22 protein-coding genes are annotated in these 22,559 nt (G+C 61.1%); 17 read left to right on the top strand and 5 right to left on the bottom strand.

Annotation, left to right across the window (positions count from 1 at the left end; genetic code table 11):
* Positions 1 to 7 precede the first annotated feature (7 nt).
* The 14 genes from cobO to HNR03_RS03905 all read left to right on the top strand — a co-directional run bounded on the left by cobO (position 8) and on the right by HNR03_RS03905 (position 11,571).
* Positions 8 to 619, top strand: a complete 612-nt coding sequence (gene cobO / locus HNR03_RS03970; RefSeq protein WP_090181682.1) for a cob(I)yrinic acid a,c-diamide adenosyltransferase — start codon at positions 8 to 10, stop codon at positions 617 to 619.
* A gap of 10 nt (positions 620 to 629) precedes the next feature.
* Positions 630 to 2,030 (top strand): cobyrinate a,c-diamide synthase, encoded by a 1,401-nt coding sequence (locus HNR03_RS03965; RefSeq protein WP_259151040.1) that lies wholly within the window; start codon positions 630 to 632, stop codon positions 2,028 to 2,030.
* Positions 2,027 to 2,677, top strand: coding sequence for a 5,6-dimethylbenzimidazole synthase (gene bluB / locus HNR03_RS03960; RefSeq protein WP_222585309.1), 651 nt, complete (start codon positions 2,027 to 2,029; stop codon positions 2,675 to 2,677). The genes HNR03_RS03965 and bluB overlap by 4 nt, the downstream gene beginning before the upstream one ends.
* Positions 2,674 to 3,582: an adenosylcobinamide-phosphate synthase CbiB gene (cbiB, locus tag HNR03_RS03955; protein ID WP_222585310.1), complete on the top strand. Its 909-nt coding sequence runs from the start codon at positions 2,674 to 2,676 to the stop codon at positions 3,580 to 3,582. The genes bluB and cbiB overlap by 4 nt, the downstream gene beginning before the upstream one ends.
* Positions 3,575 to 4,567: a threonine-phosphate decarboxylase CobD gene (gene cobD, locus HNR03_RS03950; protein ID WP_259151037.1), complete on the top strand. Its 993-nt coding sequence runs from the start codon at positions 3,575 to 3,577 to the stop codon at positions 4,565 to 4,567. Before cbiB ends, cobD begins: the two co-directional genes overlap by 8 nt.
* Positions 4,564 to 6,015 (top strand): cobyric acid synthase, encoded by a 1,452-nt coding sequence (locus HNR03_RS03945; protein ID WP_259151035.1) that lies wholly within the window; start codon positions 4,564 to 4,566, stop codon positions 6,013 to 6,015. Before cobD ends, HNR03_RS03945 begins: the two co-directional genes overlap by 4 nt.
* A 109-nt stretch (positions 6,016 to 6,124) precedes the next feature.
* Positions 6,125 to 6,646: a bifunctional adenosylcobinamide kinase/adenosylcobinamide-phosphate guanylyltransferase gene (gene cobU, locus HNR03_RS03940; protein ID WP_259151034.1), complete on the top strand. Its 522-nt coding sequence runs from the start codon at positions 6,125 to 6,127 to the stop codon at positions 6,644 to 6,646.
* Positions 6,643 to 7,698 (top strand): nicotinate-nucleotide--dimethylbenzimidazole phosphoribosyltransferase, encoded by a 1,056-nt coding sequence (cobT, locus tag HNR03_RS03935; RefSeq protein ID WP_259151032.1) that lies wholly within the window; start codon positions 6,643 to 6,645, stop codon positions 7,696 to 7,698. The genes cobU and cobT overlap by 4 nt, the downstream gene beginning before the upstream one ends.
* Entirely contained in the window at positions 7,695 to 8,270 is a 576-nt protein-coding gene (gene cobC / locus HNR03_RS03930; RefSeq protein WP_259151030.1) for an alpha-ribazole phosphatase family protein, read from the top strand. The genes cobT and cobC overlap by 4 nt, the downstream gene beginning before the upstream one ends.
* A gap of 2 nt (positions 8,271 to 8,272) precedes the next feature.
* Entirely contained in the window at positions 8,273 to 9,004 is a 732-nt protein-coding gene (locus HNR03_RS03925) for an adenosylcobinamide-GDP ribazoletransferase (protein ID WP_259151029.1), read from the top strand.
* A 174-nt stretch (positions 9,005 to 9,178) separates the two neighbouring features.
* Positions 9,179 to 9,583, top strand: a complete 405-nt coding sequence (locus HNR03_RS03920) for a MarR family winged helix-turn-helix transcriptional regulator (protein WP_222585317.1) — start codon at positions 9,179 to 9,181, stop codon at positions 9,581 to 9,583.
* Positions 9,584 to 9,636: 53 nt separating this feature from the next.
* The gene (locus HNR03_RS03915; protein WP_259151028.1) at positions 9,637 to 10,845 is read left to right on the top strand and encodes an MFS transporter; all 1,209 of its coding nucleotides are present in this window, start codon (positions 9,637 to 9,639) and stop codon (positions 10,843 to 10,845) included.
* The gene (locus HNR03_RS03910) at positions 10,842 to 10,964 is read left to right on the top strand and encodes a hypothetical protein (RefSeq protein WP_259151027.1); all 123 of its coding nucleotides are present in this window, start codon (positions 10,842 to 10,844) and stop codon (positions 10,962 to 10,964) included. Before HNR03_RS03915 ends, HNR03_RS03910 begins: the two co-directional genes overlap by 4 nt.
* Before the next feature lie 55 nt (positions 10,965 to 11,019).
* Positions 11,020 to 11,571 carry a glutathione peroxidase gene (locus HNR03_RS03905; RefSeq protein WP_222585319.1) on the top strand — a complete coding sequence of 184 codons (552 nt, stop codon included), beginning with the start codon at positions 11,020 to 11,022 and terminating at the stop codon, positions 11,569 to 11,571.
* Between the two features lie 89 nt (positions 11,572 to 11,660).
* Here the strand turns inward: HNR03_RS03905 and HNR03_RS03900 are convergent, their stop codons facing one another.
* The 3 genes from HNR03_RS03900 to HNR03_RS03890 all read right to left on the bottom strand — a co-directional run bounded on the left by HNR03_RS03900 (position 11,661) and on the right by HNR03_RS03890 (position 14,062).
* Positions 11,661 to 12,932 (bottom strand): OmpP1/FadL family transporter, encoded by a 1,272-nt coding sequence (locus tag HNR03_RS03900; RefSeq protein ID WP_259151026.1) that lies wholly within the window; start codon positions 12,930 to 12,932, stop codon positions 11,661 to 11,663.
* Between the two features lie 146 nt (positions 12,933 to 13,078).
* Positions 13,079 to 13,561 carry a hypothetical protein gene (locus HNR03_RS03895; protein WP_259151025.1) on the bottom strand — a complete coding sequence of 161 codons (483 nt, stop codon included), beginning with the start codon at positions 13,559 to 13,561 and terminating at the stop codon, positions 13,079 to 13,081.
* A gap of 276 nt (positions 13,562 to 13,837) precedes the next feature.
* A complete protein-coding gene (locus HNR03_RS03890) occupies positions 13,838 to 14,062 on the bottom strand; it encodes a hypothetical protein (RefSeq protein ID WP_008031832.1) in 225 nt (74 codons plus the stop codon).
* A 941-nt stretch (positions 14,063 to 15,003) separates the two neighbouring features.
* On the opposite strand from HNR03_RS03890, the gene HNR03_RS03885 reads away from it, so the two are divergent.
* Together HNR03_RS03885 and rmuC are read left to right on the top strand one after the other, a co-directional pair.
* Positions 15,004 to 15,327: a sel1 repeat family protein gene (locus tag HNR03_RS03885; protein ID WP_222585322.1), complete on the top strand. Its 324-nt coding sequence runs from the start codon at positions 15,004 to 15,006 to the stop codon at positions 15,325 to 15,327.
* Between the two features lie 175 nt (positions 15,328 to 15,502).
* Positions 15,503 to 16,867, top strand: coding sequence for a DNA recombination protein RmuC (rmuC, locus tag HNR03_RS03880; protein WP_222590361.1), 1,365 nt, complete (start codon positions 15,503 to 15,505; stop codon positions 16,865 to 16,867).
* Between the two features lie 127 nt (positions 16,868 to 16,994).
* Here rmuC and HNR03_RS03875 read toward each other — a convergent pair whose 3' ends face one another.
* Entirely contained in the window at positions 16,995 to 20,462 is a 3,468-nt protein-coding gene (locus tag HNR03_RS03875) for a PAS domain-containing hybrid sensor histidine kinase/response regulator (RefSeq protein WP_259151022.1), read from the bottom strand.
* A gap of 247 nt (positions 20,463 to 20,709) precedes the next feature.
* Complete coding sequence (locus tag HNR03_RS03870) at positions 20,710 to 21,249, bottom strand: TetR/AcrR family transcriptional regulator (RefSeq protein WP_259151021.1); 540 nt, start codon at positions 21,247 to 21,249, stop codon at positions 20,710 to 20,712.
* 91 nt (positions 21,250 to 21,340) lie between these two features.
* Here HNR03_RS03870 and HNR03_RS03865 point away from each other — a divergent pair, with 91 nt between their 5' ends.
* On the top strand, positions 21,341 to 22,537 hold the full coding sequence (locus HNR03_RS03865; RefSeq protein ID WP_259151020.1) for an MFS transporter: 1,197 nt from the start codon (positions 21,341 to 21,343) through the stop codon (positions 22,535 to 22,537).
* Positions 22,538 to 22,559 lie beyond the last annotated feature (22 nt).

Genomic DNA, 22,559 nt, shown 5'->3' with positions numbered 1-22,559 from the left:
CTCCCCCATGACTGATTCCCCCGATCGTGACGAACGCCATCTGGCGCGCATGCAGCGCAAAAAAGCCGTGATCGACGAACGCATCGCCAATTCCCCGAACGAGTGCGGCCTGTTGCTGGTGCTGACCGGCAACGGCAAAGGCAAAAGCAGCTCGGCCTTCGGCATGCTCGCCCGCTCCATGGGCCACGGCATGCAGTGCGGTGTGGTGCAGTTCATCAAGGGCCGCAACAGCACGGGCGAAGAGCTGTTCTTCCGCCGCTTTCCGGAGCAGGTGCGTTTTCATGTGATGGGCGAGGGCTTCACCTGGGAAACCCAGGACCGTCAGCGCGACATCGCCGCCGCTGAAGCGGCTTGGGCGGTGTCCCGTGAATTGTTGCGCGATCCGTCCATCGGCCTGGTAGTGCTGGATGAACTGAACATTGCCCTCAAGCACGGTTACCTCGACCTTGATCAGGTGCTCACTGACTTGCAGGCGCGTCCGCCGATGCAGCACGTGGTCGTCACCGGTCGCGGCGCCAAGCCGGAAATGATTGAACTGGCCGACACCGTCACCGAAATGGGCGTGATCAAGCACGCGTTCCAGGCCGGGATCAAGGCGCAAAAAGGCGTCGAGCTGTGAATACTATTTTATGAAAAGCATACGTCATTGCCCGGCAGTACTGATCGCCGCGCCGGCTTCCGGTCAGGGCAAGACCACCGTCACCGCCGCGTTGGCCCGTTTGCATCGCAATCAGGGGCGCAAGGTTCGCGTGTTCAAATGCGGCCCGGATTTTCTCGACCCGATGATTCTTGAACGTGCCAGCGGTGCGTCGGTGTATCAACTGGACATGTGGATGGTCGGCGAGCAGGAAAGTCGTCGGCTGTTGTGGGAAGCGGCCGGTGAAGCCGACCTGATCCTCATCGAAGGTGTCATGGGGTTGTTCGACGGCACGCCGTCGAGCGCCGACCTGGCACGGCACTTTGGTGTGCCGGTGCTTGGGGTGATTGATGGCACCGCCATGGCGCAGACCTTTGGTGCGCTGGCGTTGGGATTGGCCAAATATCAACCGGACTTGCCGTTTGCCGGGGTGCTGGCCAACCGCGTCGGCACATTGCGTCACGCGCAATTGCTCGAAGGTAGCCTGACCGAAGGCTTGCGTTGGTACGGCGCCTTGTCGCGGGAAACCGGGATCGAATTGCCGAGTCGCCATCTCGGTCTGGTTCAGGCCAGTGAGTTGAATGACCTCGATCTGCGCCTCGATGCGGCCGCCGAATCACTGGCCAGCAGTTGCGACGTGGCGCTGCCACCGCCCGTGGAGTTCGCGGCACCTGAAATAATCGTTGCCGAGCCTTTGCTGGCCGGCGTGCGCATCGCCGTGGCCCGTGACGAGGCGTTCGCGTTCACCTACGGCGCGAGCCTGGATTTGCTGCGGGCCATGGGCGCCGAATTGTCGTTCTTCTCGCCAATCCGCGACAGCCAATTGCCGGAGGCTGACAGCCTTTATCTGCCAGGCGGTTATCCGGAATTGCACCATGTGGCGCTGTCGCGGAACACATCGATGCTCGACGCGATCCGCGCGCATCATGCTGCCGGCAAACCGTTGCTGGCCGAGTGTGGCGGAATGCTGTATCTGCTGGACTCGCTGACCGACGTCGAAGGCACGCGCGCTGAGCTGGTCGGCTTGCTCAAAGGCGATGCGATGATGCAAAAGCGTCTGGCGGCATTGGCGTTGCAAGCGGTGGAACTGCCGGAAGGTTCGCTGCGTGGCCACACCTATCACCATTCGCTGACCAGCACCGAGCTTGAGCCGATCGCTCGGGGCCTGAGCCCGAACGGCGGGCGTGGGGCTGAGGCGGTTTATCGTGAGGGGCGGATGACGGCCTCTTATGTGCACTTCTATTTTCCGTCGAATCCGTCAGCGATAGCCGCATTGTTTGCGCCAAAACTTGAGGCCGCCATCGCGAGCAGGCTCACTCCTACAGGTGACTGTGTTTCTGCAGACAGCACGCCTTCCACTGTGGGAGCGAGCCTGCTCGCGAAGAGGCCATGACCGACAACGCATTCAGCCAGTCCGAACGCGATGCAGTCTACCGAGCCATCGCCGAACGCCGCGACATGCGCCACTTCAGCGGCGGCACGGTCGAGCCCGAGCTGCTGCGGCGTTTGCTCGAAGCTGCGCATCAAGCGCCAAGCGTCGGCCTGATGCAGCCCTGGCGTTTCATTCGCATCAGCGACCGGGCCCTGCGCGGCAAGATCCAGTCGTTGGTGGAAGAGGAGCGCATCCGCACCGCCGAAGCCCTCGGTGAGCGCACCGACGAATTCATGAAGCTCAAGGTCGAAGGCATCAACGACTGCGCCGAGGTGCTGGTCGCTGCGCTCATGGATGATCGCGAACGGCATATCTTCGGGCGTCGCACCTTGCCGGAAATGGACATGGCCTCGTTGTCCTGCGCGATTCAGAACCTCTGGCTGGCCTCTCGCGCCGAAGGGCTGGGGATGGGCTGGGTGTCACTGTTCGAGCCGCAAGCGCTGGCGGATCTGCTGGGGTTGCCGGCCGGGGCCAAGCCGTTGGCGGTGCTTTGTCTTGGGCCGGTCAAGGAATTCTATCCAGCGCCGATGCTGGTGCTCGAAGGGTGGGCGCAGGCGCGTCCGCTCAGTGAGTTGCTGTATGAAAATTATTGGGGAGTGAGTCAATGAGTGTGGCGTTATTGAGTGTCGCCGCAGTGGCGCTGGACGCGCTGCTGGGTGAGCCCAAACGCTGGCATCCGCTGGTGGCTTTCGGCCGTTTTGCCGATCGCATTGAACAACGTTTCAACAATGAAGGGCGCGGCTGGCGCAGCCATGGCGTCACTGCCTGGGTCATCGCCGTCGTGCCGCTGACCTTGCTGGCCACGGCATTGTCCTGGGCGCCTTACGTGGGCTGGATCGTCGAGATCCTCGCGCTTTATTGCGCGCTCGGCATGCGCAGCCTCGGTGAACACGTCGAGCCGGTGGCCAAGGCCCTGCGCAGTGATGATCTGGTTGAAGCGCGCACACGGGTCGGCTATCTGGTCAGCCGTCAAACCAGCGAACTGGATAAAACCGAAGTCGCCCGCGCCGCCACTGAATCCGTCCTGGAGAACGGCAGCGATGCGGTGTTCGCCGCGTTGTTCTGGTTTGCCGTGGCCGGTGCGCCCGGTGTGGTGCTCTACCGTTTGAGCAACACCCTGGACGCGATGTGGGGTTATCGCAACGAACGCTTCGAACGCTTTGGCTGGGCGGCGGCGAAGATCGACGACGTGCTCAACTACATTCCTGCACGGCTGGTGGCGTTGACCTACGCGCTGCTGGGCAAAACCCGACTGGCGTTGAAATGCTGGCGCAGCCAGGGCCCGACCTGGGACAGCCCGAACGCTGGCCCCGTGATGGCGGCCGGTGCCGGCGCGCTCGGCGTCGAACTTGGCGGGGCGGCGATCTATCACGGTGAACTGCATCAACGACCGCAACTGGGCGAGGGCGTGCCGGCGGATGCCGACTCCATCGACCGTGGCTGGCAATTGGTCCAGCGCGGGGTATGGTTATGGTTGCTGATCCTCTGCGTGGGAGCTGAATTCTATGCTTGAGCACGGTGGCCGTTTGCGCAAGGCAGCGCTCGAATACGCTATTGCAGAAGCCGACTGGCTGGACCTGTCCAGTGGCCTCGCGCCCTGGCCGTTCCCGATCCCTGAGATCCCGTTGCGGGCCTGGGCGCGATTGCCCGAAACCGATGACGGTCTGGAGCAGGCCGCTTGCGACTATTACGGCACAACCCAGGTGCTGCCGGTCGCCGGTTCGCAGATGGCCATCCAGTTGTTGCCGCGTTTGCGCCGCGCCGGCAAGGTCGGCGTGCTGTCGCCCAGTTACGCCGAACATGCTGAAGCGTGGCGGCGCAACGGCTATATCGTGCGTGAAGTGCTGGAGCAGGAGGTCGATTTCTATCTCGACAGCCTGGACGTGCTGGTGGTGGTCAATCCCAACAACCCGACGGGCCTGAGCCTGACCCCGAGTCGTCTGCTCGACTGGCATGCCCGACTGGCGTCACGCGGTGGCTGGCTGGTGGTGGACGAGGCGTTCATGGACAACACACCGATGTTGAGTCTGGCGCCTTTTACTCACCTTGTCGGCCTGATCGTGCTGCGCTCTTTTGGCAAGTTTTTTGGTCTGGCCGGTGTGCGGCTGGGCTTTGTGCTGGCGGAGCGCAAGTTGCTCAAATTGCTCGCCGAGCAGGTCGGGCCCTGGGCAGTCAGCGGGCCGACCCGCGTGGTGGGCCAGGCGTGTCTGCTGGACACCGAAGGCCACGTCCGGCAGCGCCTGCGCAGCGAAGCGGCGAGCGAGCGCCTGGCGCGGTTGCTCGAACAGCATGGCTTTCAGCCTCAGGGCGGCTGCGCCTTGTTTCAATGGCTGATCACCGAGCGCGCCGAAGTCCTTCACGACTTCATGGCGCGGCGCGGCATCTTGCTGCGCTTGTTCGCCCACAACAGCAGCCTGCGTTTCGGCTTGCCTGGCGATGAAGCGGATTGGCAGCGTCTCGAGCAAGCATTTGTGGCCTACGACAAGGAAACCCAATGACGACGTTGATGGTGCAGGGCACCACGTCCGACGCCGGCAAAAGCACGCTGGTGACGGCGCTGTGTCGATGGGTCACGCGTCAGGGCGTGCGTGTGGTGCCGTTCAAACCGCAGAACATGGCGCTCAACAGTGCCGTGACCGCCGACGGCGGCGAGATCGGTCGCGCCCAGGCAGTGCAGGCTCAGGCGGCTAACCTGGAGCCGCACACCGACATGAACCCGGTGCTGCTCAAACCCAACAGCGACACCGGCGCCCAGGTGATCATCCATGGCCGCGCGGTCACGACGATGAACGCCGTCGCCTATCACGACTACAAAGCCATCGCCATGCAAGCGGTGCTGGCCTCCCATCAACGATTGAGCGCTGCCTATCCGGTGGTGATGGTCGAGGGCGCGGGTTCGCCCGCCGAGATCAATCTGCGTGCCGGCGATATCGCCAACATGGGCTTTGCCGAAGCGGTGGATTGCCCGGTGGTGTTGATCGCCGACATCAATCGTGGCGGGGTTTTCGCCCATCTGGTGGGCACGCTGGAACTGCTGTCGCCGACCGAGCAGGCGCGAGTCAAAGGCTTCATCATCAACCGTTTTCGCGGCGACCTCGCGTTGCTGCAACCGGGCCTCGACTGGCTGGAAGCGCGTACCGGCAAACCAGTGATCGGCGTGCTGCCGTATGTGATGGATTTGCACCTGGAAGCCGAGGACGGCATCGATCAGCGCCAGACCGACAAGGCAGACCAGGTGTTGAACGTGGTGGTGCCGGTGCTGCCGCGCATCAGCAACCACACTGATTTCGATCCGCTGCGCCTGCACCCGCAAGTGAACCTGCAATTTATCGGCCCCGGCCAGGCGATCCCTTCGGCTGACCTGATCATCCTCCCCGGTTCAAAAAGCGTGCGCAGCGACCTCGCGTATCTGCGTGCCAATGGCTGGGATGCGGCGATCAGTCGTCATTTGCGCTACGGCGGAAAGGTGCTGGGGATTTGTGGCGGTCTGCAAATGCTTGGCGAGCAGGTACATGATCCGCTGGGCCTCGAAGGCGCGCCGGGTTCCAGTGCCGGCCTGGGGTTGCTGGCGTTCGAAACGCAGCTCGAAGAAGAGAAGCAATTGCGCAATGTGCGCGGTCGTCTGGTGCTGGAAGATGCCGAGGTCAGCGGCTATGAAATTCATGCCGGCGTGACCACCGGACTGGCGCTGGAAAACGCCGTCGTGCAGCTGGACGACGGTCGCTGCGACGGTGCGCAAAGTGCTGACGGGCAGATTATGGGCACGTACCTGCATGGTCTGTTTGAATCCCCGGCGGCGTGTAGCGCGTTGCTGCGCTGGGCGGGTTTGCAGGAAGTGCAGGACGTGGATTATCACGGGTTGCGTGAGCGCGATATCGAACGGTTGGCGGACCTGGTGGAGAAGCATCTGGATACCGCGCTGCTGCGGAAACTCTGCGGGATTTGAGGTGAGTTTGAATGCCTCATTGAATCTATGTCGTGCACAAATCCCCTGTGGGAGTGAGCCTGCTCGCGATGACTGAAGCCGCCTCACCGCACATTTATAGGATGTCACCATGCTGCAACTGATCCTCGGCGGCGCCCGCTCCGGCAAAAGTCGTCTGGCCGAAAAACTCGCCGGCGACAGCGCACTGGCCGTCACCTACATCGCTACCAGCCAGCCACTGGACGGCGAAATGAACGAACGGGTCGCTCATCACCGCGCCCGTCGCCCGGCTGAATGGGCGTTGATCGAAGAACCGATCGAACTCGCCCGCGTGTTACGCGACAGCGCCCGGGCCGACCGTTGCCTGCTGGTCGATTGCCTGACTCTGTGGATGACCAATCTGCTGATGCTCGAAGACGATCAGCGTCTTATTGCCGAGCGCGATGCTTTGCTGGACTGCCTGGCGTCATTGCCGGGTGAAATCATTTTTGTCAGCAACGAGACCGGAATGGGTGTCGTGCCGCTGGGCGAATTGACTCGCCGCTACGTCGATGAAGCCGGTTGGCTGCATCAAGCCCTGGCCGAGCGCTGCCAACGTGTCGTCCTGACCGTCGCCGGCCTGCCCCTGACTTTGAAAGGAACTGCGTTATGACTCAATCCTGGTGGCTGAACCCGTGCAAACCGATCGATGCGCAAGCAGTTGAACAGGCGCAGGCGCGCCAACAACAACTGACCAAGCCCGCCGGTTCTCTCGGCCGGCTCGAATCGGTGGCGGTGCAATTGGCCGGGCTGCAAGGTCAGGTCAAGCCGAGTCTCGATCACCTGTGGATTGCTATTTTTGCCGGCGATCATGGCGTGGTCGCAGAAGGCGTGTCGGCGTTTCCCCAGGAAGTCACCGGGCAGATGCTGCACAACTTCGTCAGTGGCGGCGCCGCCATCAGCGTGCTGGCGCGCCAGCTCGGGGCTTCCCTTGAAGTGGTCGACCTTGGCACGGTCACGCCGTCGTTGAATTTGCCGGGCGTGCGTCACCTCAACATTGGTCCGGGCACTGCCAATTTCGTCGCGGGCGCGGCCATGACGCCGGCCCAGGGCGAGCTCGCCTTGCAGGCTGGCCGCGACAGCGTGCAGCGTGCGCTCGCGGCGAGTGCGCAGTTGTTTATCGGCGGCGAGATGGGCATCGGTAATACCACGGCGGCCAGCGCGCTGGCGTGTGCCTTGCTCGATTGCCCAGTGGTGCATCTGGCCGGTCCTGGCACTGGCTTGGACGCAGCGGGCGTCAGCCATAAAGCTCAGGTCATCGAGCGCGCCTTGGCCTTGCACGGCGCTCAGCGCGGTGATGCCTTGCAGACGCTGTTCAACCTCGGCGGTTTTGAAATTGCGGCGCTGGTTGGCGCGTACCTGGCGTGTGCCCAGGAAGGCATCGCAGTATTGGTGGACGGCTTTATCTGCAGCGTCGCGGCGTTGGTGGCGGTGCGCTTGAATCCCGCCTGCCGTGAATGGCTGTTGTTCGGTCATCGTGGTGCTGAACCGGGCCACCGTCATGTGCTGGAAACCCTGAAAGCCGAACCGCTGCTGGACCTTGGCCTGCGCCTGGGCGAGGGCAGTGGTGCAGCGTTGGCCGTGCCGCTGTTGCGCCTGGCCTGCGATCTTCATGGGCAGATGGCAACCTTTGCCGAAGCGGCCGTGGCGGATCGTCCGGCATGACGCTACGCCTGGACTTGCTGCGCCATGGTGAAACCGAACTGGGCGGTGGTTTGCGCGGCAGTCTCGATGATGCGCTGACCAGCAAGGGCTGGGAGCAGATGCGCGCGGCAGTGGTCGGGCAGGGGCCGTGGGATCGATTGATCAGTTCGCCGTTGCAGCGCTGCGCGCGCTTCGCTGAAGAGCTGGGGGCGAAATCGGGTTTGCCGGTGGTGCTCGATAAGGATCTGCAAGAACTGCACTTCGGCGCCTGGGAAGGGCAAAGCGCAGCGGCATTGATGGACACCGATGCCGAAGCATTGGGCCTGTTCTGGGCTGATCCTTATGCGTTCACGCCGCCTGAGGGTGAGCCGGTGGCGGATTTTTCCGAGCGCGTATTGGCCGCTGTCGAGCGGTTGCACGCTGCTTATGCGGGCGAACGGATCTTGCTGATCAGCCATGGTGGTGTCATGCGTCTGCTGCTGGCTCAAGCGCGGGGTTTGCCGCGTGAGCAATTGCTCAACGTTGAAGTCGGCCACGGTGCGCTGTTTTCGCTGAGCGTCGAGGCGGGCGTGACACTCAAGGAAGCCCTCTGACCATGTTGCCGTTCTGGATCGCCCTGCAATTTCTCAGCAGTTTGCCGATTCGTCTTCCGGGCATGCCTGCGCCTCAGGAACTCGGGCGTTCGTTGCTGTTTTATCCGCTGGTCGGGCTGCTGTTCGGCGTCATTTTATGGGCGTTGAACGGGCTGTTGCTGGGCGCGCCGTTGTTGCTTCACGCGGCGTTGCTGCTGACGGTTTGGGTCTTGCTCAGTGGCGCGTTGCACCTGGACGGCCTGGCCGACAGCGCCGATGCGTGGCTCGGTGGTTTCGGCGACCGTGAACGCACCCTGACGATCATGAAAGACCCACGCAGCGGACCGATCGCGGTGGTGACGCTGGTGCTGGTGTTGCTGCTCAAGTTCACGGCGTTGTTGGCGTTGATCGAGCAGCAGCACAGCGTTTGGCTGATCATCATTCCATTGATCGGCCGCAGCGCGATGCTGGGCTTGTTCCTGACCACGCCGTACGTGCGTGCCGGCGGGTTGGGCCAGGCGCTGGCCGATCATCTGCCGCGCTCGGCGGGTAAACGGGTGTTGGCGGTCAGTGCGCTGGCGTGTGTGCTGATCGCCGGTTTCAGTGGCGTCTGGGCGCTTGTGCTGGCGGGCGGGATGTTCGTCTGGTTGCGGCAGGTGATGCTGCGGCGCTTGGGTGGGACAACCGGGGACACCGCCGGTGCATTGCTGGAATTGCTGGAGATGGCGGTTCTGGTGGGTCTGGTGTTGGTCTGATGTTTCTGTGCTGGAGGTGCTGGCCACTTCGCGAGCAGGCTCGTTCCCACAGGGGAATGCGGTCATTTGTGGGAGCGAGCTTGCTCGCGAAGGCGGTCTGCCTGACACTCCCATTCTGCTGGGTAAACCCATCTGTAACTTGATTTAACACACTCGCGGGTATATACACGCACCATGCTCGACTCTCAATGTTTATGCATCAACCTGCGTCGCGCCGCCCGTGGCGTCAGCAGGCATTACGACGGCGCTCTCGACGGCTTCGGGATCAACGTCGCCCAGTATTCTTTGCTGTGCAATTTGCAGCGACTGAATGAACCGAGTATTTCCACCCTGGCCGAAGCCATGGGGCTGGACCGCAGCACCCTGGGGCGCAATCTTCGGGTGCTGGAAGGTGAAGGCCTGGTGGCATTGGTCGAAGGCGAGGACATGCGTAATCGCATCGTCCGGCTGACCGAGACAGGCGCACAACGCCTGGCTGCAGCCTTGCCGGCCTGGGAGGCGGCGCAACAACGGTTGATCGACCGTTTGGGCGCCGAGAAACGCGAAACCTTGCTGCGATTGCTGGACGAACTGGCCTGATGCCGGTTTTTCCGATCTTAAGCGGGTATATACCCGCGACCGGAGAATAAGAAATGACATCGATGTGGCGTACGTGTGGTTGGGTTTTGGTGGGGAGTGCGCTGATTCTGGCATTGTCTTTGGGCGTCCGGCACGGCTTCGGGCTGTTTCTGGCGCCAATGAGCGCCGAATTCGGCTGGGGGCGTGAGACGTTTGCGTTTGCCATTGCCTTGCAGAACCTGATTTGGGGTCTGGCGCAGCCCTTCACGGGTGCATTGGCCGACCGTTTTGGCGCGGCGAAAGTGGTGTTGATCGGCGGCGTGCTGTACGCCATGGGGCTGGTGTTCATGGGCCTGTCCGATTCGGCGGTGACCTTGTCCCTGAGCGCCGGCCTGTTGATCGGCATCGGTCTGTCGGGCACTTCGTTCTCGGTGATCCTCGGCGTGGTCGGTCGTGCAGTGCCACCGGAGAAACGCAGCATGGGCATGGGCATTGCCAGCGCCGCCGGTTCTTTCGGCCAGTTCGCCATGTTGCCCGGTACTCTGGGTCTGATTGGCTGGCTCGGCTGGTCCGCCGCCTTGCTGGTGCTGGGCCTGCTCGTGGCGTTGATCATTCCGCTGGTGAGCATGCTCAAGGACAAACCGTTGCCGGTGCTTGGCCATGATCAAACCCTGTCCGAAGCATTGCGCGAAGCCTGTTCGCATTCGGGTTTCTGGTTGTTGGCGTTCGGCTTTTTTGTCTGCGGCTTCCAGGTGGTGTTCATCGGCGTGCATTTGCCGGCCTATCTGGTGGATCAGCACCTTCCGGCCACGGTGGGCACAACGGTGCTGGCGCTGATCGGCTTGTTCAATATCTTTGGCACGTACACCGCGGGATGGCTCGGCGGGCGCATGTCCAAGCCGCGCTTGCTCACCGGTCTGTATCTGCTGCGAGCGGTGGTGATTTCGCTGTTTCTGTGGGCGCCGGTCACCACGACCACCGCGTACCTGTTCGGCATGGCGATGGGCTTCCTGTGGCTGTCGACGGTGCCGTTGACCAATGGCACCGTGGCCACCTTGTTCGGCGTGCGAAACCTGTCCATGCTCGGCGGGATCGTTTTCCTGTTCCACCAGCTCGGCTCGTTCCTCGGCGGCTGGTTGGGCGGGGTGGTGTATGACCGAACCGGGAGCTATGACTTGATCTGGCAAGTGGCGATTCTCTTGAGTCTGATGGCGGCCGCCCTGAACTGGCCGGTGCGTGAGCGACCGGTCGCGCGTCTGCAGACCCAGCTGAGCGCGATATGAACAGTTTCTGGCCGCGGATTGCTATTGCCGCTGGCGGCGCCTTGCTGCTGGCGCTCGCGTGGTGGGGCTGGCATCAGGGCGGGCTGGCGCTGATGCAGTTGGGCATGGGTGCTTGCTAGGAGCGGGCGAGGGCGAGTAACTTCGTTTTGGACAACTGAACAAGGATGCACTGACATGCTGATGCGCTGGATTGCAGTCCCCGCGTTGCTGATGGCGTTTACCGGATTGGCCCAGGCGGCCGAGTGCCCTGAGCTGTTGCAGGGCTCGTTACCCAAGCTGCGCGCCAAGGAATCCATTGACCTGTGCCAGCGGTATGAGGGTAAACCGCTGGTGGTGGTCAACACGGCGAGTTTCTGTGGCTTTGCTCCGCAATTCAAAAGCCTTGAGGCGCTGAATCAGCGTTACAAGGATCAGGGGCTGGAGGTGATTGGTGTGCCGTCCAATGACTTCAAGCAGGAGTCCAAGGATGGCGCCGAGACAGCCAAGGTCTGTTACGTGAACTATGGCGTGACGTTCACCATGACCGAGCCGCAGAAAGTACGCGGCGACGAGGCCACTCATCTGTTCAAGGTACTCGCCAAACAGTCCAGCGCACCGAAGTGGAATTTCTACAAATACGTGGTTGATCGCAAGGGCAAAGTCATTGCCAATTTCTCCAGCCTGACCACGCCTGATGATCCTGAATTCATCGCCGCGGTGGAAAAGGCCCTGGCTTCGCAACCCTGATCGACGCCCATTAAAAAGCCCCGCCTCTGCACAAGAGAGCGGGGCTTTTTTGATTCAGGTGGCGAGCGTTTCAGGCTCGCCTTGAATCATCAGAAGCGGTAGGTCGCGCCAACACCAAAACCGTTCGCCCAGTTTTGATACTTGGCGTTGTAAGTCTGGCCACGGTCGTTGCTGTTTTTGATCGTGACCGACTCTTCGCGCAGGTACGAGTACGCCACGTCGATGGTCAGGTCGTCGGTTGGGCTCCAGCCGGCGCCCAGGCTGAAAATCTTGCGATCGCCAGTCGGGATGCGTGGGGAGCGGTCGACGTTATTGGTCGGCGCCTGGTCAAAGGACAGGCCGGTGCGCAGTACCCATTCCTTGTTCAGCTGGTAGGACGCGCCGATGGCGTGAGCCCAGGTGTCGTGCCAGTTCTGTTCTTCGGTGATGGTGCCGAATTGGCCGTTGAGGACCGCCGGAACACCTTTGTTTTCGACGGTGATTTCTTTCAGGCGGCTCCAGCGAGTCCAGGTGCTACCGGCGTAAACGGTCCACTTGTCGTCGAACTGGTGAGTCAGCGAGAAGTCCACCGATTCAGGGGTGGTCAGGTCCAGCGAGGCGTCGTACTTCTGGTTTGGGTTCTGACCGATCAGGCCCAGGACGTTGTAGTTGACCTTGGTGTTGCCATCGAGCTTGTACTTCACTTTCGAGTGGTAGGTCAGGCCGACACGAGTGCTGTCAGTGACCTGAGCCAGGATGCCGATGTTGTAGCCCACCGCCGTGTCGTCGCCTTTGATCTTGACGTTGCCGTCCGGTGCAGCCTGGGTGATCGACAGGTTCGATTCCAGGGTGCCGTCGATGCGGTTGATGGTCGGGCCGAAACCGATCGACACCTTGTCGTTGAAGGCGTAGCTCACAGTCGGTTGCAGGGTGATGATTTTAACTTCGCTTTTGCTGCCGAAGTAACGACCTGCAAAGCCGCTCTCGTAGTCGGTCACCAGGCCGAACGGCGCGTACATGCCGATACCGAATGCCCAATGGTCGTCGATTGGCTTGACGTAGTAGCCCATAGGCACGGCGATGAACGGAACCATGTCGCCGTCGTTGCTGCCTTTGTTCGGGCTGGAAGAGGCGTGGCTGATGTCAGTGTGCGCGTCTAGAAATGCAGCGCCGCCGGTGACTTGTTCACGCTTGAGGCGCGACATGCCGGCAGGGTTGCCAAAAATTGTGCTTGCGTCATCGGCAGAGGAAGATCGCCCGGCAAAACCTGTACCCATCCCGCTGATGCTTTGTTCGTTGATGGCAAAGCCACTTGCGAAGATCTGGGTGGATGCCAAGGTAACAGCGAGGCTAAGGGTGGTTTTGAGCATTACTTTTTTCATTATTAGAACTCCTGGTGATCACCGGGGCGAAAATTACCAACATTTTCGTCCCAGCGCCATAGCCTGTATCGCTTGAGTTAGAGCGGTTTTGTAGGACAATCCGACCGAAATCGCGACCCGTTGCGGGATTTTGTGAAGTCGGCGGATCAGCAGGCTACCTGATTCAGCGGTGAAACACAGGTTTGCCAGGCGTAAGTGAAGTCACGCAGGCGGCCTTGGGGTTGAAAAGTCTGGCGCCAGATTCGGGCCATTCCCATCAGGTCGTCGGCGGCGGGGAGGGGGGTATTCTGTTCTTCTACCAGCAGCCAGGCGATGGCTGTGGCGTAACGCAGGTTTACGGTCAACTCAAGGTGCGGCCCGCTGAGAAAGGCATGCTGGCTGGCCAGGCCGCGAACCAGGCTTGCGCGTTCGGGGTCCAGTGCCAGGTAGTGATCCCAGAGTGCCTGGTGGCGGGGTTCGGCGATTCGATACAGGCCGTGTCCACGGCGGTCATGCAGGGCGGAACCAAGGGCTGACTGGCTGGCAGCAATGCCCAGCAGCAGGGATTCGGCAGTCGCGCTATGGCGTCCGAGGTAAATCAAGGTCGGACGGATCACATAACGGCACAGTTCGCTGGCAGCGATACCCATAAAGCCCTCGAAACATGAAGTGGTCGGCGATACCTGAAGTAAGCGTTGGCAGCGTATGAATCGAATCAGGCTCGCCGGAAGCGGCTTACACCGCTTGAGTTGAAGTGTAGTGTCATATTCGCGCTGTAAAGGACTGTTTTTAAAATATTTCCGGCTTCGAGTTATAACCGTTATATCGGTTTGTGCTTAGCCCCGGGCCGTCCGATGAGGAATTTCGGGCAATAAAAAGCCCTGCTGTTCAAGCAGGGCTTTTGAGGTTTCAGCCTTTCTGGCGTATCAGGCAACCAGTGCCTGACGGGTACGCTCGATCACTGCCTGCAGCGGCTCGGCGCTGGAGTACTGATCGGGGTACAGGCGTTCGCTGTGACGAGCGATGCCGTGTTCGTTGACCAGAGTGAAGCTGAAGCAGCCTTTGCGAGCGGCCATGATCAGGCAATTCATTGGTGCAAAAGCGTTGGTCAGGGTACGGATAGCATCCTGGGTATGGATTTGAGTAGTCATGTTCTGGGTGTTCCTACAAGCGACACGGATAAGAGCCGTGCAAAATTAAAACGTTCCAGTGACGACGACCACCGTTGGTCGAACGAAGAACCCGACTGGAACAAAGCAGCCAGTTTGAAGCGCTGATAATTGGCGCGCTTGGGCTGGCAGGTAGGTACTTAGGAGGGCAGGCAACACATCAAGGGCAAAGGTTCTGGGCCCGGGGTGAAGATCCTGATCAATTTGCAGGCTGGTTCGGTCAGAGTAAGTGAGCTTCGCAACACCCTTTGCTTTCTGTTCAAAGGCGGTGTTGACGCAAGGTTTACCTGGAAACCATCGAGGTGGTCGATCCCGCTTATTCGGTAGAGGCTTCCGTTGGGAAGGCAAACCGGGAGGATTTGTTCGACCAGAATTGACTTTCAGCTTGGTACTAACGCCGCGGATAGTAACGGATTGAGTTGGAGAAGTGAAGCATGGCTGCAAATTAATTCCTGAGTCTGGCAAATAGATCACGCCATTGAGCAATTTCCGACGGTTGGTCGGCGCTTCGGCACGCGCCTGGGGCAAGGGTTTGCCAAGGTTATCCCCAGAAATGTCCGACAAAACGCTCCCAAAAAGCACATCGATATAACCGACCTTAAGGCAGTTGTGCACATAAGTTGCGCAGACTGTAACCGGAGTGTAATCCGCGCCCCGACCACAGTGGGTGCCTGTATTGAAAATTTAAGTCAATGAAAAACATCGCTTTTTTTTACTGGTGAAAAAATCGTCAGTTTGACTGAGAGCCCCATTCCATAGGGCTTTGCGCGAGTTCAAGGGCGGTTGTCCACTGAGTTATCCACAGCTTCTGTGGATTGTCCCGAGCGCTTGCTCTAGCACGGGCGTGCAGGGTTTTTTTAGGCTTTACCTGTAAGAAAAAAAGAGTAGAGTGGCGCGCCCTCCGATCTGTCCCACAGTGTTTTATGAAGTTTCGCTCAGTATCAGTTTCTGCCACTTCCACACCACCCCGTGTTACCCCGCCCAAGCGTTTTTCAATGCGCGTGGCCGAGTGGTTGCTGGACAGCCCGCGCCTGGGTGAAAACGCCAACATCAAACACCTCGCCGGGCGGTTGCTCAAACAGCCAGCGCGTGAAGGTGTCGTGGCCGCACAAAGTCGCCTTGGCCAGCTGATGTGCCGCGAATGCGGGAACGCCCGCGATCGTCGCATTGGCCAGGACTTGCTGCACAAGGCTGCGCGCGCAGGTGATCGGCGTGCTCAACAGGAACTGGGGCTGATCGAAGACTGAGCTGTCCAAGCTCTGACGCCTTGGTTAACCTTCAAGCTTTATCTCATCGGCAGGAGTCGCTATGGCTATGGACTTGACCAGCATTTTGCTCGGTCTGGCGGGCGCTGCACTGCCATTGCTGGTGCTGGCCTGGCGCATCCAGCGGCGGGCGATCGAGGGACAAGCCGAGCTGGCCTTGCTGGAAGAACGCCTGGCCATGTCGCAATTGGCGCAGGACGGCTTGAACGCTCAGCTTGAAGCCTGTCGCGATGAAATCGGTGATCTGGGCCAGGCCAACGCTGCCAAGCAGGCAGACCTGGCGGCCATGCGCCGTGAAATTGAACTGCTGCAGATCGAGCGCGACGACGCCCGCGACGCGGCTCACGCCTGGAACATCGAGCGCGCCGGCAAAGAGGCTGAACTGCGGCGCCTCGACGCCCAGGCGGCCTCGCTCAACGCCGAGCTGCGTGAGCAGCAGGAAAGCCATCAGCAACGCCTCAATGACCTGCAAGGCTCGCGAGACGAGCTGCGAGCGCAGTTCGCCGAGTTGGCGGGGAAGATTTTTGACGAGCGTGAGCAACGTTTCGCCGAAACCAGCCAGCAGCGCCTGGGCCAGCTGCTTGACCCATTGAAAGAACGTATCCAGTCGTTTGAAAAACGTGTCGAGGAAAGCTATCAGGCCGAAGCTCGAGAGCGCTTTTCCCTGGCCAAAGAGCTGGAGCGCCTGCAGCAGTTGAACCTGCGTTTGAGCGACGAAGCCACCAACCTCACTCGCGCCTTGAAAGGGCAGAAAACCCAGGGCAATTGGGGCGAGCTGATTCTCGAGCGCGTGCTCGAACATGCCGGGTTGGAGAAGGGGCGCGAGTACCAGACCCAGGTCAATCTCAAGGGGCCGGACGGAGAGCGATTCCAGCCGGACGTGATCATTTATCTGCCGGGCGACAAGCAGGTGGTGGTCGATTCCAAAGTCAGCCTCACGGCCTATCAGCAATACGTCGCGGCCGAAGACGATGCCATCGGCCAACTCGCCATCAAGCAGCACGTGCTGTCCTTGCGCACTCACGTCAAAGGCCTGGCCGGCAAGGACTACAAGCGACTCGACGGCTTGCACAGCCTGGATTTCGTTTTGCTCTTCGTGCCGATTGAAGCGGCGTTTTCGGCGGCGTTGCAGGCGGAGCCAACGCTGTTCCAGGAAGCGTTCGACCGCAACATCGTCATCGTCAGCCCGACCACTTTGCTGGCGACGCTGCGAGTCATCGACAGCCTGTGGAAGCAAGAACGCCAGAGCCAGAACGCCCGGGAAATCGCCGAACGCGCTGGATGGCTGTACGACAAGTTCGTGTTGTTCATTCAGGATCTGGACGAAGTCGGCAATCGCTTGCAGCAACTGGACAAGGCTTACAGCTCTGCGCGCAACAAGCTGACAGAAGGGCGCGGCAATCTGGTCAGTCGCAGCGAGCAGTTGAAGTTGCTGGGCGCGCGGGCGAGCAAGAGCTTGCCCGCGGACTTGCTGGAACGGGCGATGACCGATGTCGATGGGTTGGCTGAGTTGCCAGAATAGCTAAAAAGCATCGCGAGCAAGCTCGCTCCCACAGTGGATAAGTGTTGTTGCCGACACGAAAACCTGTGGGAGCGAGCTTGCTCGCGATGGCGTCATTTCAGACACCGCAGGGCTGAAGACTGACGCCTCACAACGGCAAATGCCGACTCAACAAAGCCCGCAACGCCGCAGGTTTAACCGGTTTGGCCAGGTAATCCAGACCCGCCGCATGCACTTGGGCCACCGTCTCTGGCCGGCCATCGGCGCTGATGACCACGCCCGGTACCGGTTCCCCCAGTTGCGTACGCAACCACGCCATCAATTGCGTCCCGGTCTCGCCATCGTCCAGGTGGTAATCCACCAGCGCCAGGTGTGGACGCATGCCGTCGTTGAGCAGGGCCGCGCATTCGTCACGGTTACGCGCGGTCCAGACCTGGCAACCCCAGCGCGTCAGCAGGCTGTTCATGCCGATCAGGATGCTGTCTTCGTTATCGATACACAGCACCTGCGCACCGTTCAACGCATGGCCATTGAGCTCGTTAACCTTGGCCGGTGCTACCGTTTGCGTCCGGGCCAGCGGCACGCTGACACTGAACACGCTGCCGTGCCCCGGCCAGGAACGTACCTGCAAGGTATGACCGAGCACGCGACACAAGCCATCGGCAATCGCCAGGCCCAGGCCCAGGCCTTTCTCGGCCCGGGTCTGGTGGCTGTCGAGGCGTTTGAACTCTTCGAATATCACCCGCTGTTTGTCTTCGGCAATCCCCGGCCCGCGGTCCCAGACCTCCAGGCGCAGCTCGCCCTTGTGCCGGCGAACGCCAAGCAACACCGGCCCTTTGGCGTAGCGGAAAGCGTTCGTCAGGAAGTTCTGCAGGATCCGTCGCAGCAGCTTGATATCGCTGTCGACCCGCAATTTGCTGCCCCGGACGCGGAATTTCAGCCCTTGTTCCTGGGCCAGCGCCTTGAATTCGGCGCCGAGGGCATCGTACAGCTCGTTGAGTACGAAAGGCTTTGGGTCCGGGTTGATCTTGCCGTTTTCCAGGCGAGAAATATCCAGCAGGTCGCTGATCAAGTCCTCGGCCGAGCGCAGTGAGCTGTCGAGATGATGCACCAGTTTCTGCGCCTCACTGGACAGGCCGTCCTGGTGGGAGAGGGCGGCGGAGAACAGCCGCGCGGCATTCAGGGGCTGCATCAAGTCATGGCTGACCGCCGCCAGAAACCGGGTCTTCGACTGGTTCGCCGCTTCCGCGACGCCCTTGGCTTCGGTCAGGGCAACGTTGAGTTGTGACAGTTCATGGGTCCGCGCGATGACCCGCTGTTCAAGGCGTTCATTGGCTTCGGTCAGCGCTTGCTCGGCTTCGCGGAACGCGGTGATGTCAGTGAAACTCATGACGAAACCGCCGCCGGGCATCGGATTGCCGATCAGCTCGATCACCCGTCCGTTGGGGAACAGTCGTTCAGAGGTATGGGCGCGGCCCTGACGCATCCAGTGCAGGCGGCGGGCGACGTGCACTTCGGCTTCGCCGGGACCGCACAGGCCACGCTCGGCGTTGTAGCGAATGATGTCGGCAATCGGCCGGCCGACGCTGATCAAGCCGTCGGGATAGTTGAACAGTTCCAGATAACGCCGGTTCCAGGCCACCAGTTTCAGCGATTGGTCGACCACGCTGATGCCTTGCGTGATGTTTTCAATCGCGCCTTGCAGCAGGGCGCGGTTGAATTGCAGCACTTCCGAGGCTTCATCGGCGATCCGCACGACGTCCTCCAGCTGCATTTCCCGACCTTCAATGGCGGCTTTCACCACGGCGCGCGTCGACGAAGCGCCGAGTACACCGGCCAGCAAGCGTTCGGTGTGGGCGATCCATTCACCGTCGGCGTTCTGGTTCGGGTTGAAGCCTTTGCCTTGGCGGTAGGCAAAACGGATGAAGCTCTGTCGGGCGCGTTCCTCACCGACGAACCGGGCGGCCAATTGCAGCAAATCCTCGATCTGCACCGCCAGCATTGAGCGCGCGCTGGGGCGAGCACTGATTTCCTGGCCGATAAACCGTCCGGCCTGCCAGTGTTCCGAGACCCTGGTGCGCGAGAGCACCGAGACCCAGGCGAACAACGTGAAGTTGCCGGCCAGCGACAGCACCACGCCTTGGGTCAGCGGGGTGATCGGCAGGTGCAGCGGGTTACCGTGCAGCCAGGCCAGACCGGGGAAACTGCTCAAGGACCAGCCGAGACTGTTGGCGGCAATGGGCAGGATCAAGGTGTAGAACCACAGGAACGTCCCGGTGGCGAGACCGGCGAATACGCCCCGGCGGTTGGCCTGTTTCCAGTACAGTGCGCCGAGCATCGCCGGGGCGAGTTGGGTCACGGCGGCGAATGCGATCTGGCCGATGGTCGCCAGGCTGGCGGTTGAGCCCAGCAGTCGATAGCTGACATAGGCCAACAGCAGAATCACCACGATGCTGACGCGGCGCACCGAGAGCATCCACTGGCGGAACACTTCGAACGGTCGCTCGGCGTTGTTTCGGCGCAGCAGCCACGGCAGCAACATGTCGTTGGAGACCATGGTCGACAGCGCAACGCTGGCGACGATCACCATGCCAGTCGCCGCAGAAGCACCGCCGATGAAGGCCAGCATCGCCAGCGCCGGGTGGGATTGGGCCAGTGGCAGGCTGATGACGAAAGAGTCCGGCAGCACGGAACTGGGCAGCATCATCTGACCGGCGAGAGCGATAGGCACTACAAACAACGCCGCCAATGCCAGATAAGCCGGGAAGACCCATTTGGCCAGGCGCAAATCCTGGGGTTCGATGTTTTCCACCACGGTGACGTGGAACTGCCGGGGCAGGCAGATGATTGCCATCATTGCGACGCCGGTTTGCACCACCATCGATGGCCAGTTGATGGTTTCTTTCCAATATTGCTCAAGGCGTGGCGCGAGCATGGCTTGGTCGAACAGGTCGTCGAAGCCGTCGTACAAGCCGTAAGTCACGAACGCGCCGACGGCGAGGAACGCGAACAGCTTGACCAGCGACTCGAAGGCAATCGCCAGCACCATCCCACGGTGGTGTTCCGTGGCATCCAGGTTGCGGGTCCCGAAGACGATGGTGAAGAGTGCCAGCACCAGCGACACGATCAGTGCCGTGTCCTGAGCTCGGGTGCCCATTGCGTCAGCGCCGGCGCCGATCAGCAGATTCACCCCGAGTACGATGCCCTTGAGCTGCAAGGCGATATAAGGCAATACGCCCACCAGACAGATCAACGCCACCACGATCGCCAACGACTGCGATTTACCGTAGCGGGCGGCGATGAAGTCGGCGATGGAGGTGATGTTCTCCTGCTTGCTGATCATCACCATTTTTTGCAGGACCCACGGCGCGCAGACCAGCAACAGGATCGGCCCGAGGTAGATCGGCAGGAACGACCAGAGCTGTTCGGCGGCCTGGCCCACGGCGCCAAAGAACGTCCAGCTGGTGCAATAGACCGCCAGCGACAGGCTGTACACCCACGCACGCACTCGCGGCGGCAACGGTGTGCTGCGACGGTCGCCGTAAAAGGCGATGGCAAACATGATGGCCATATAGGCCAGGGCGACGGCGGCGATCAGCCCGCTGGACAGCGACATGGTAACTCCAGACAAAAGACACCCGGGAGCGCAGCCCGGTGAGACAGTCTCGCACGATGGCAGGGGTTAGTCAGTGTCGACCAAGGTCGTGGCGTGGCGGGCTGTCGCAGGGTGTTTGCTGGTTGGATCTTCGGCGTTCAACAAGGCCTCTTCGCGGGCAAGCCCGCTCCCACAAGTTGCGCGTCGTATCCGAATCACCAAGTCAACACGAAACCTGTGGGAGCGGGCTTGCCCGCGATTGGCGGCATCAAGGCCGCAACGCAATATCGATCAACCGATGCAACTCCTCAACCTCCAGCGCCGCCTCCGAAAACAGGATGCGAAACACTGTCGGTGCCGCCACCAGGTTGATCAATCGATCGACACTCGGTTTCGGTTCATCAGGGTAACGGTCGAGAATCGTCTGCAACTGCCCGCCAATGATCGTCGTGCAATAGACCGGTGTGGTGCTGCATTGCACATCGCGCAGCATGTTCCGGCCGGGCTCGGAACTCATTTCGTCGAGGTATTGCTCCGCCCAGGCGCGCACATCGCTGCGCAGGCTGCCGGTGTTGGCCGGTTCACTCTCGGGGCGCATGCGGGCGAGGGCGACGTCGGCCAGCAACACCGATAAATCGCCCCAGCGTCGGTAAATGGTGGACGGCGTAACGCCCGCGCGCGCAGCGATCTGCGGCACGGTCACGGTGGTGCGGTCCTGCTCTTCGAGGAGCTGGCGAACGGCGGAATGAACCGACTCTTGCACCCGGGCGCTACGGCCGCCGGGGCGTAAACCTTCTTTAATAGCCATGCATCGGACCTTAACACAAAGAATTTGCTTTAAGCGCTGTCCAGTAGCACACTCCGCAAAAGCAAAAAATTAGCTTTTGCGGAGTATGCGCATGTCCAGTTCAGTATCCAAACGTTCCAGCCTGTGGTTTCTGGCGATCACTTTACTCAGTTTTCTGGCCGCCTCCACGGCACCGACGCCGTTGTATCACCTGTATCAGGACCACCTGCAATTCTCGGCGGCGACCCTGACCCTGATTTTCGGCGTGTATGCTCTGAGCCTGCTGGCGGCATTGCTCACCGTGGGATCGCTTTCGGATTACCTGGGACGCAAACCGGTGATATTCACCGCCGTCCTGCTGAACATGCTGGCGATGTTGATGTTTATCAATGCCGATAGCGTCGCCTGGTTGATCAGCGCGCGGGTGCTTCAGGGCTTTGCGACCGGCATGGCCACGGCAGCGTTAGGAGCGGCGTTGCTGGACACTGATCGCCAGCAGGGTCCGCTGGTCAACAGCGTTGCGCCCTTGTTGGGCATGGCGGTGGGCGCGATGGGGTGCGGCTTGCTGGCCGAGTTTGCGCCGTTGCCGTTGCAACTGACCTTTTGGGTGCTGCTCGCGTTGTTCGGGTTGCAGGCGTTGTACGTCTGGCGTCTGCCGGAAAGCGTGAGTGCGCAATCCGGAGCACTGGCTTCGCTGCGTCCGACCTTGCATGTGCCGGTCCAGGCTCGGAGTGCGCTGTGGCGGGTGCTGCCAATCAACACTGCCGCATGGGCGCTCGGTGGTTTTTACGCCTCCCTCGCGCCGTCCCTGGTTCGCACGGCCACCGGATCGACCTCGAACCTGATTGGCGGTGCGACGGTGGCCGTCCTGACCGTCACTGGCGCGTTGATGATCTACACCTTGCGCAGTCGTGCCGCCGACAAGGTCTTGTGGATCGGTACGAGTATCCTGCCGGTGGGTGTGGCATTGGTTTTACTGGCGGTACACAGCGCCAGCCTGCCGCTGTTTTTTATCGGCACGCTGGTGGCCGGTTGCGGGTTCGGCGCCAGTTTTCTCGGGTCGTTGCGCAGTGTGGTGCCATTGGCCTTGCCCCACGAGCGCGCCGGGTTGATGTCGGCGTATTACGCGCTCAGTTACCTGGCGTTCTGCCTGCCGTCGTTGCTGGCGGGGAGTCTGACGCGGGCCTTTGGGCTGGTGGCAGCGACCGATGCCTACGGCGCCACGCTGATCGTCCTGGCGGTCGTCGCCTTGTCGGCATTGATACGACAACGCGCCGCTCAGCCCTGTAGCGTCACCGGCCAGCCATAAAAAAACGCGGCGCCCTCAAAGC

This window comes from Pseudomonas sp. JAI111 (assembly GCF_024809425.1).
Taxonomy (GTDB): domain Bacteria; phylum Pseudomonadota; class Gammaproteobacteria; order Pseudomonadales; family Pseudomonadaceae; genus Aquipseudomonas.
Note: the sequence above shows the minus strand (reverse complement) of the source record. Positions and strands in the feature narration are given on the sequence as shown.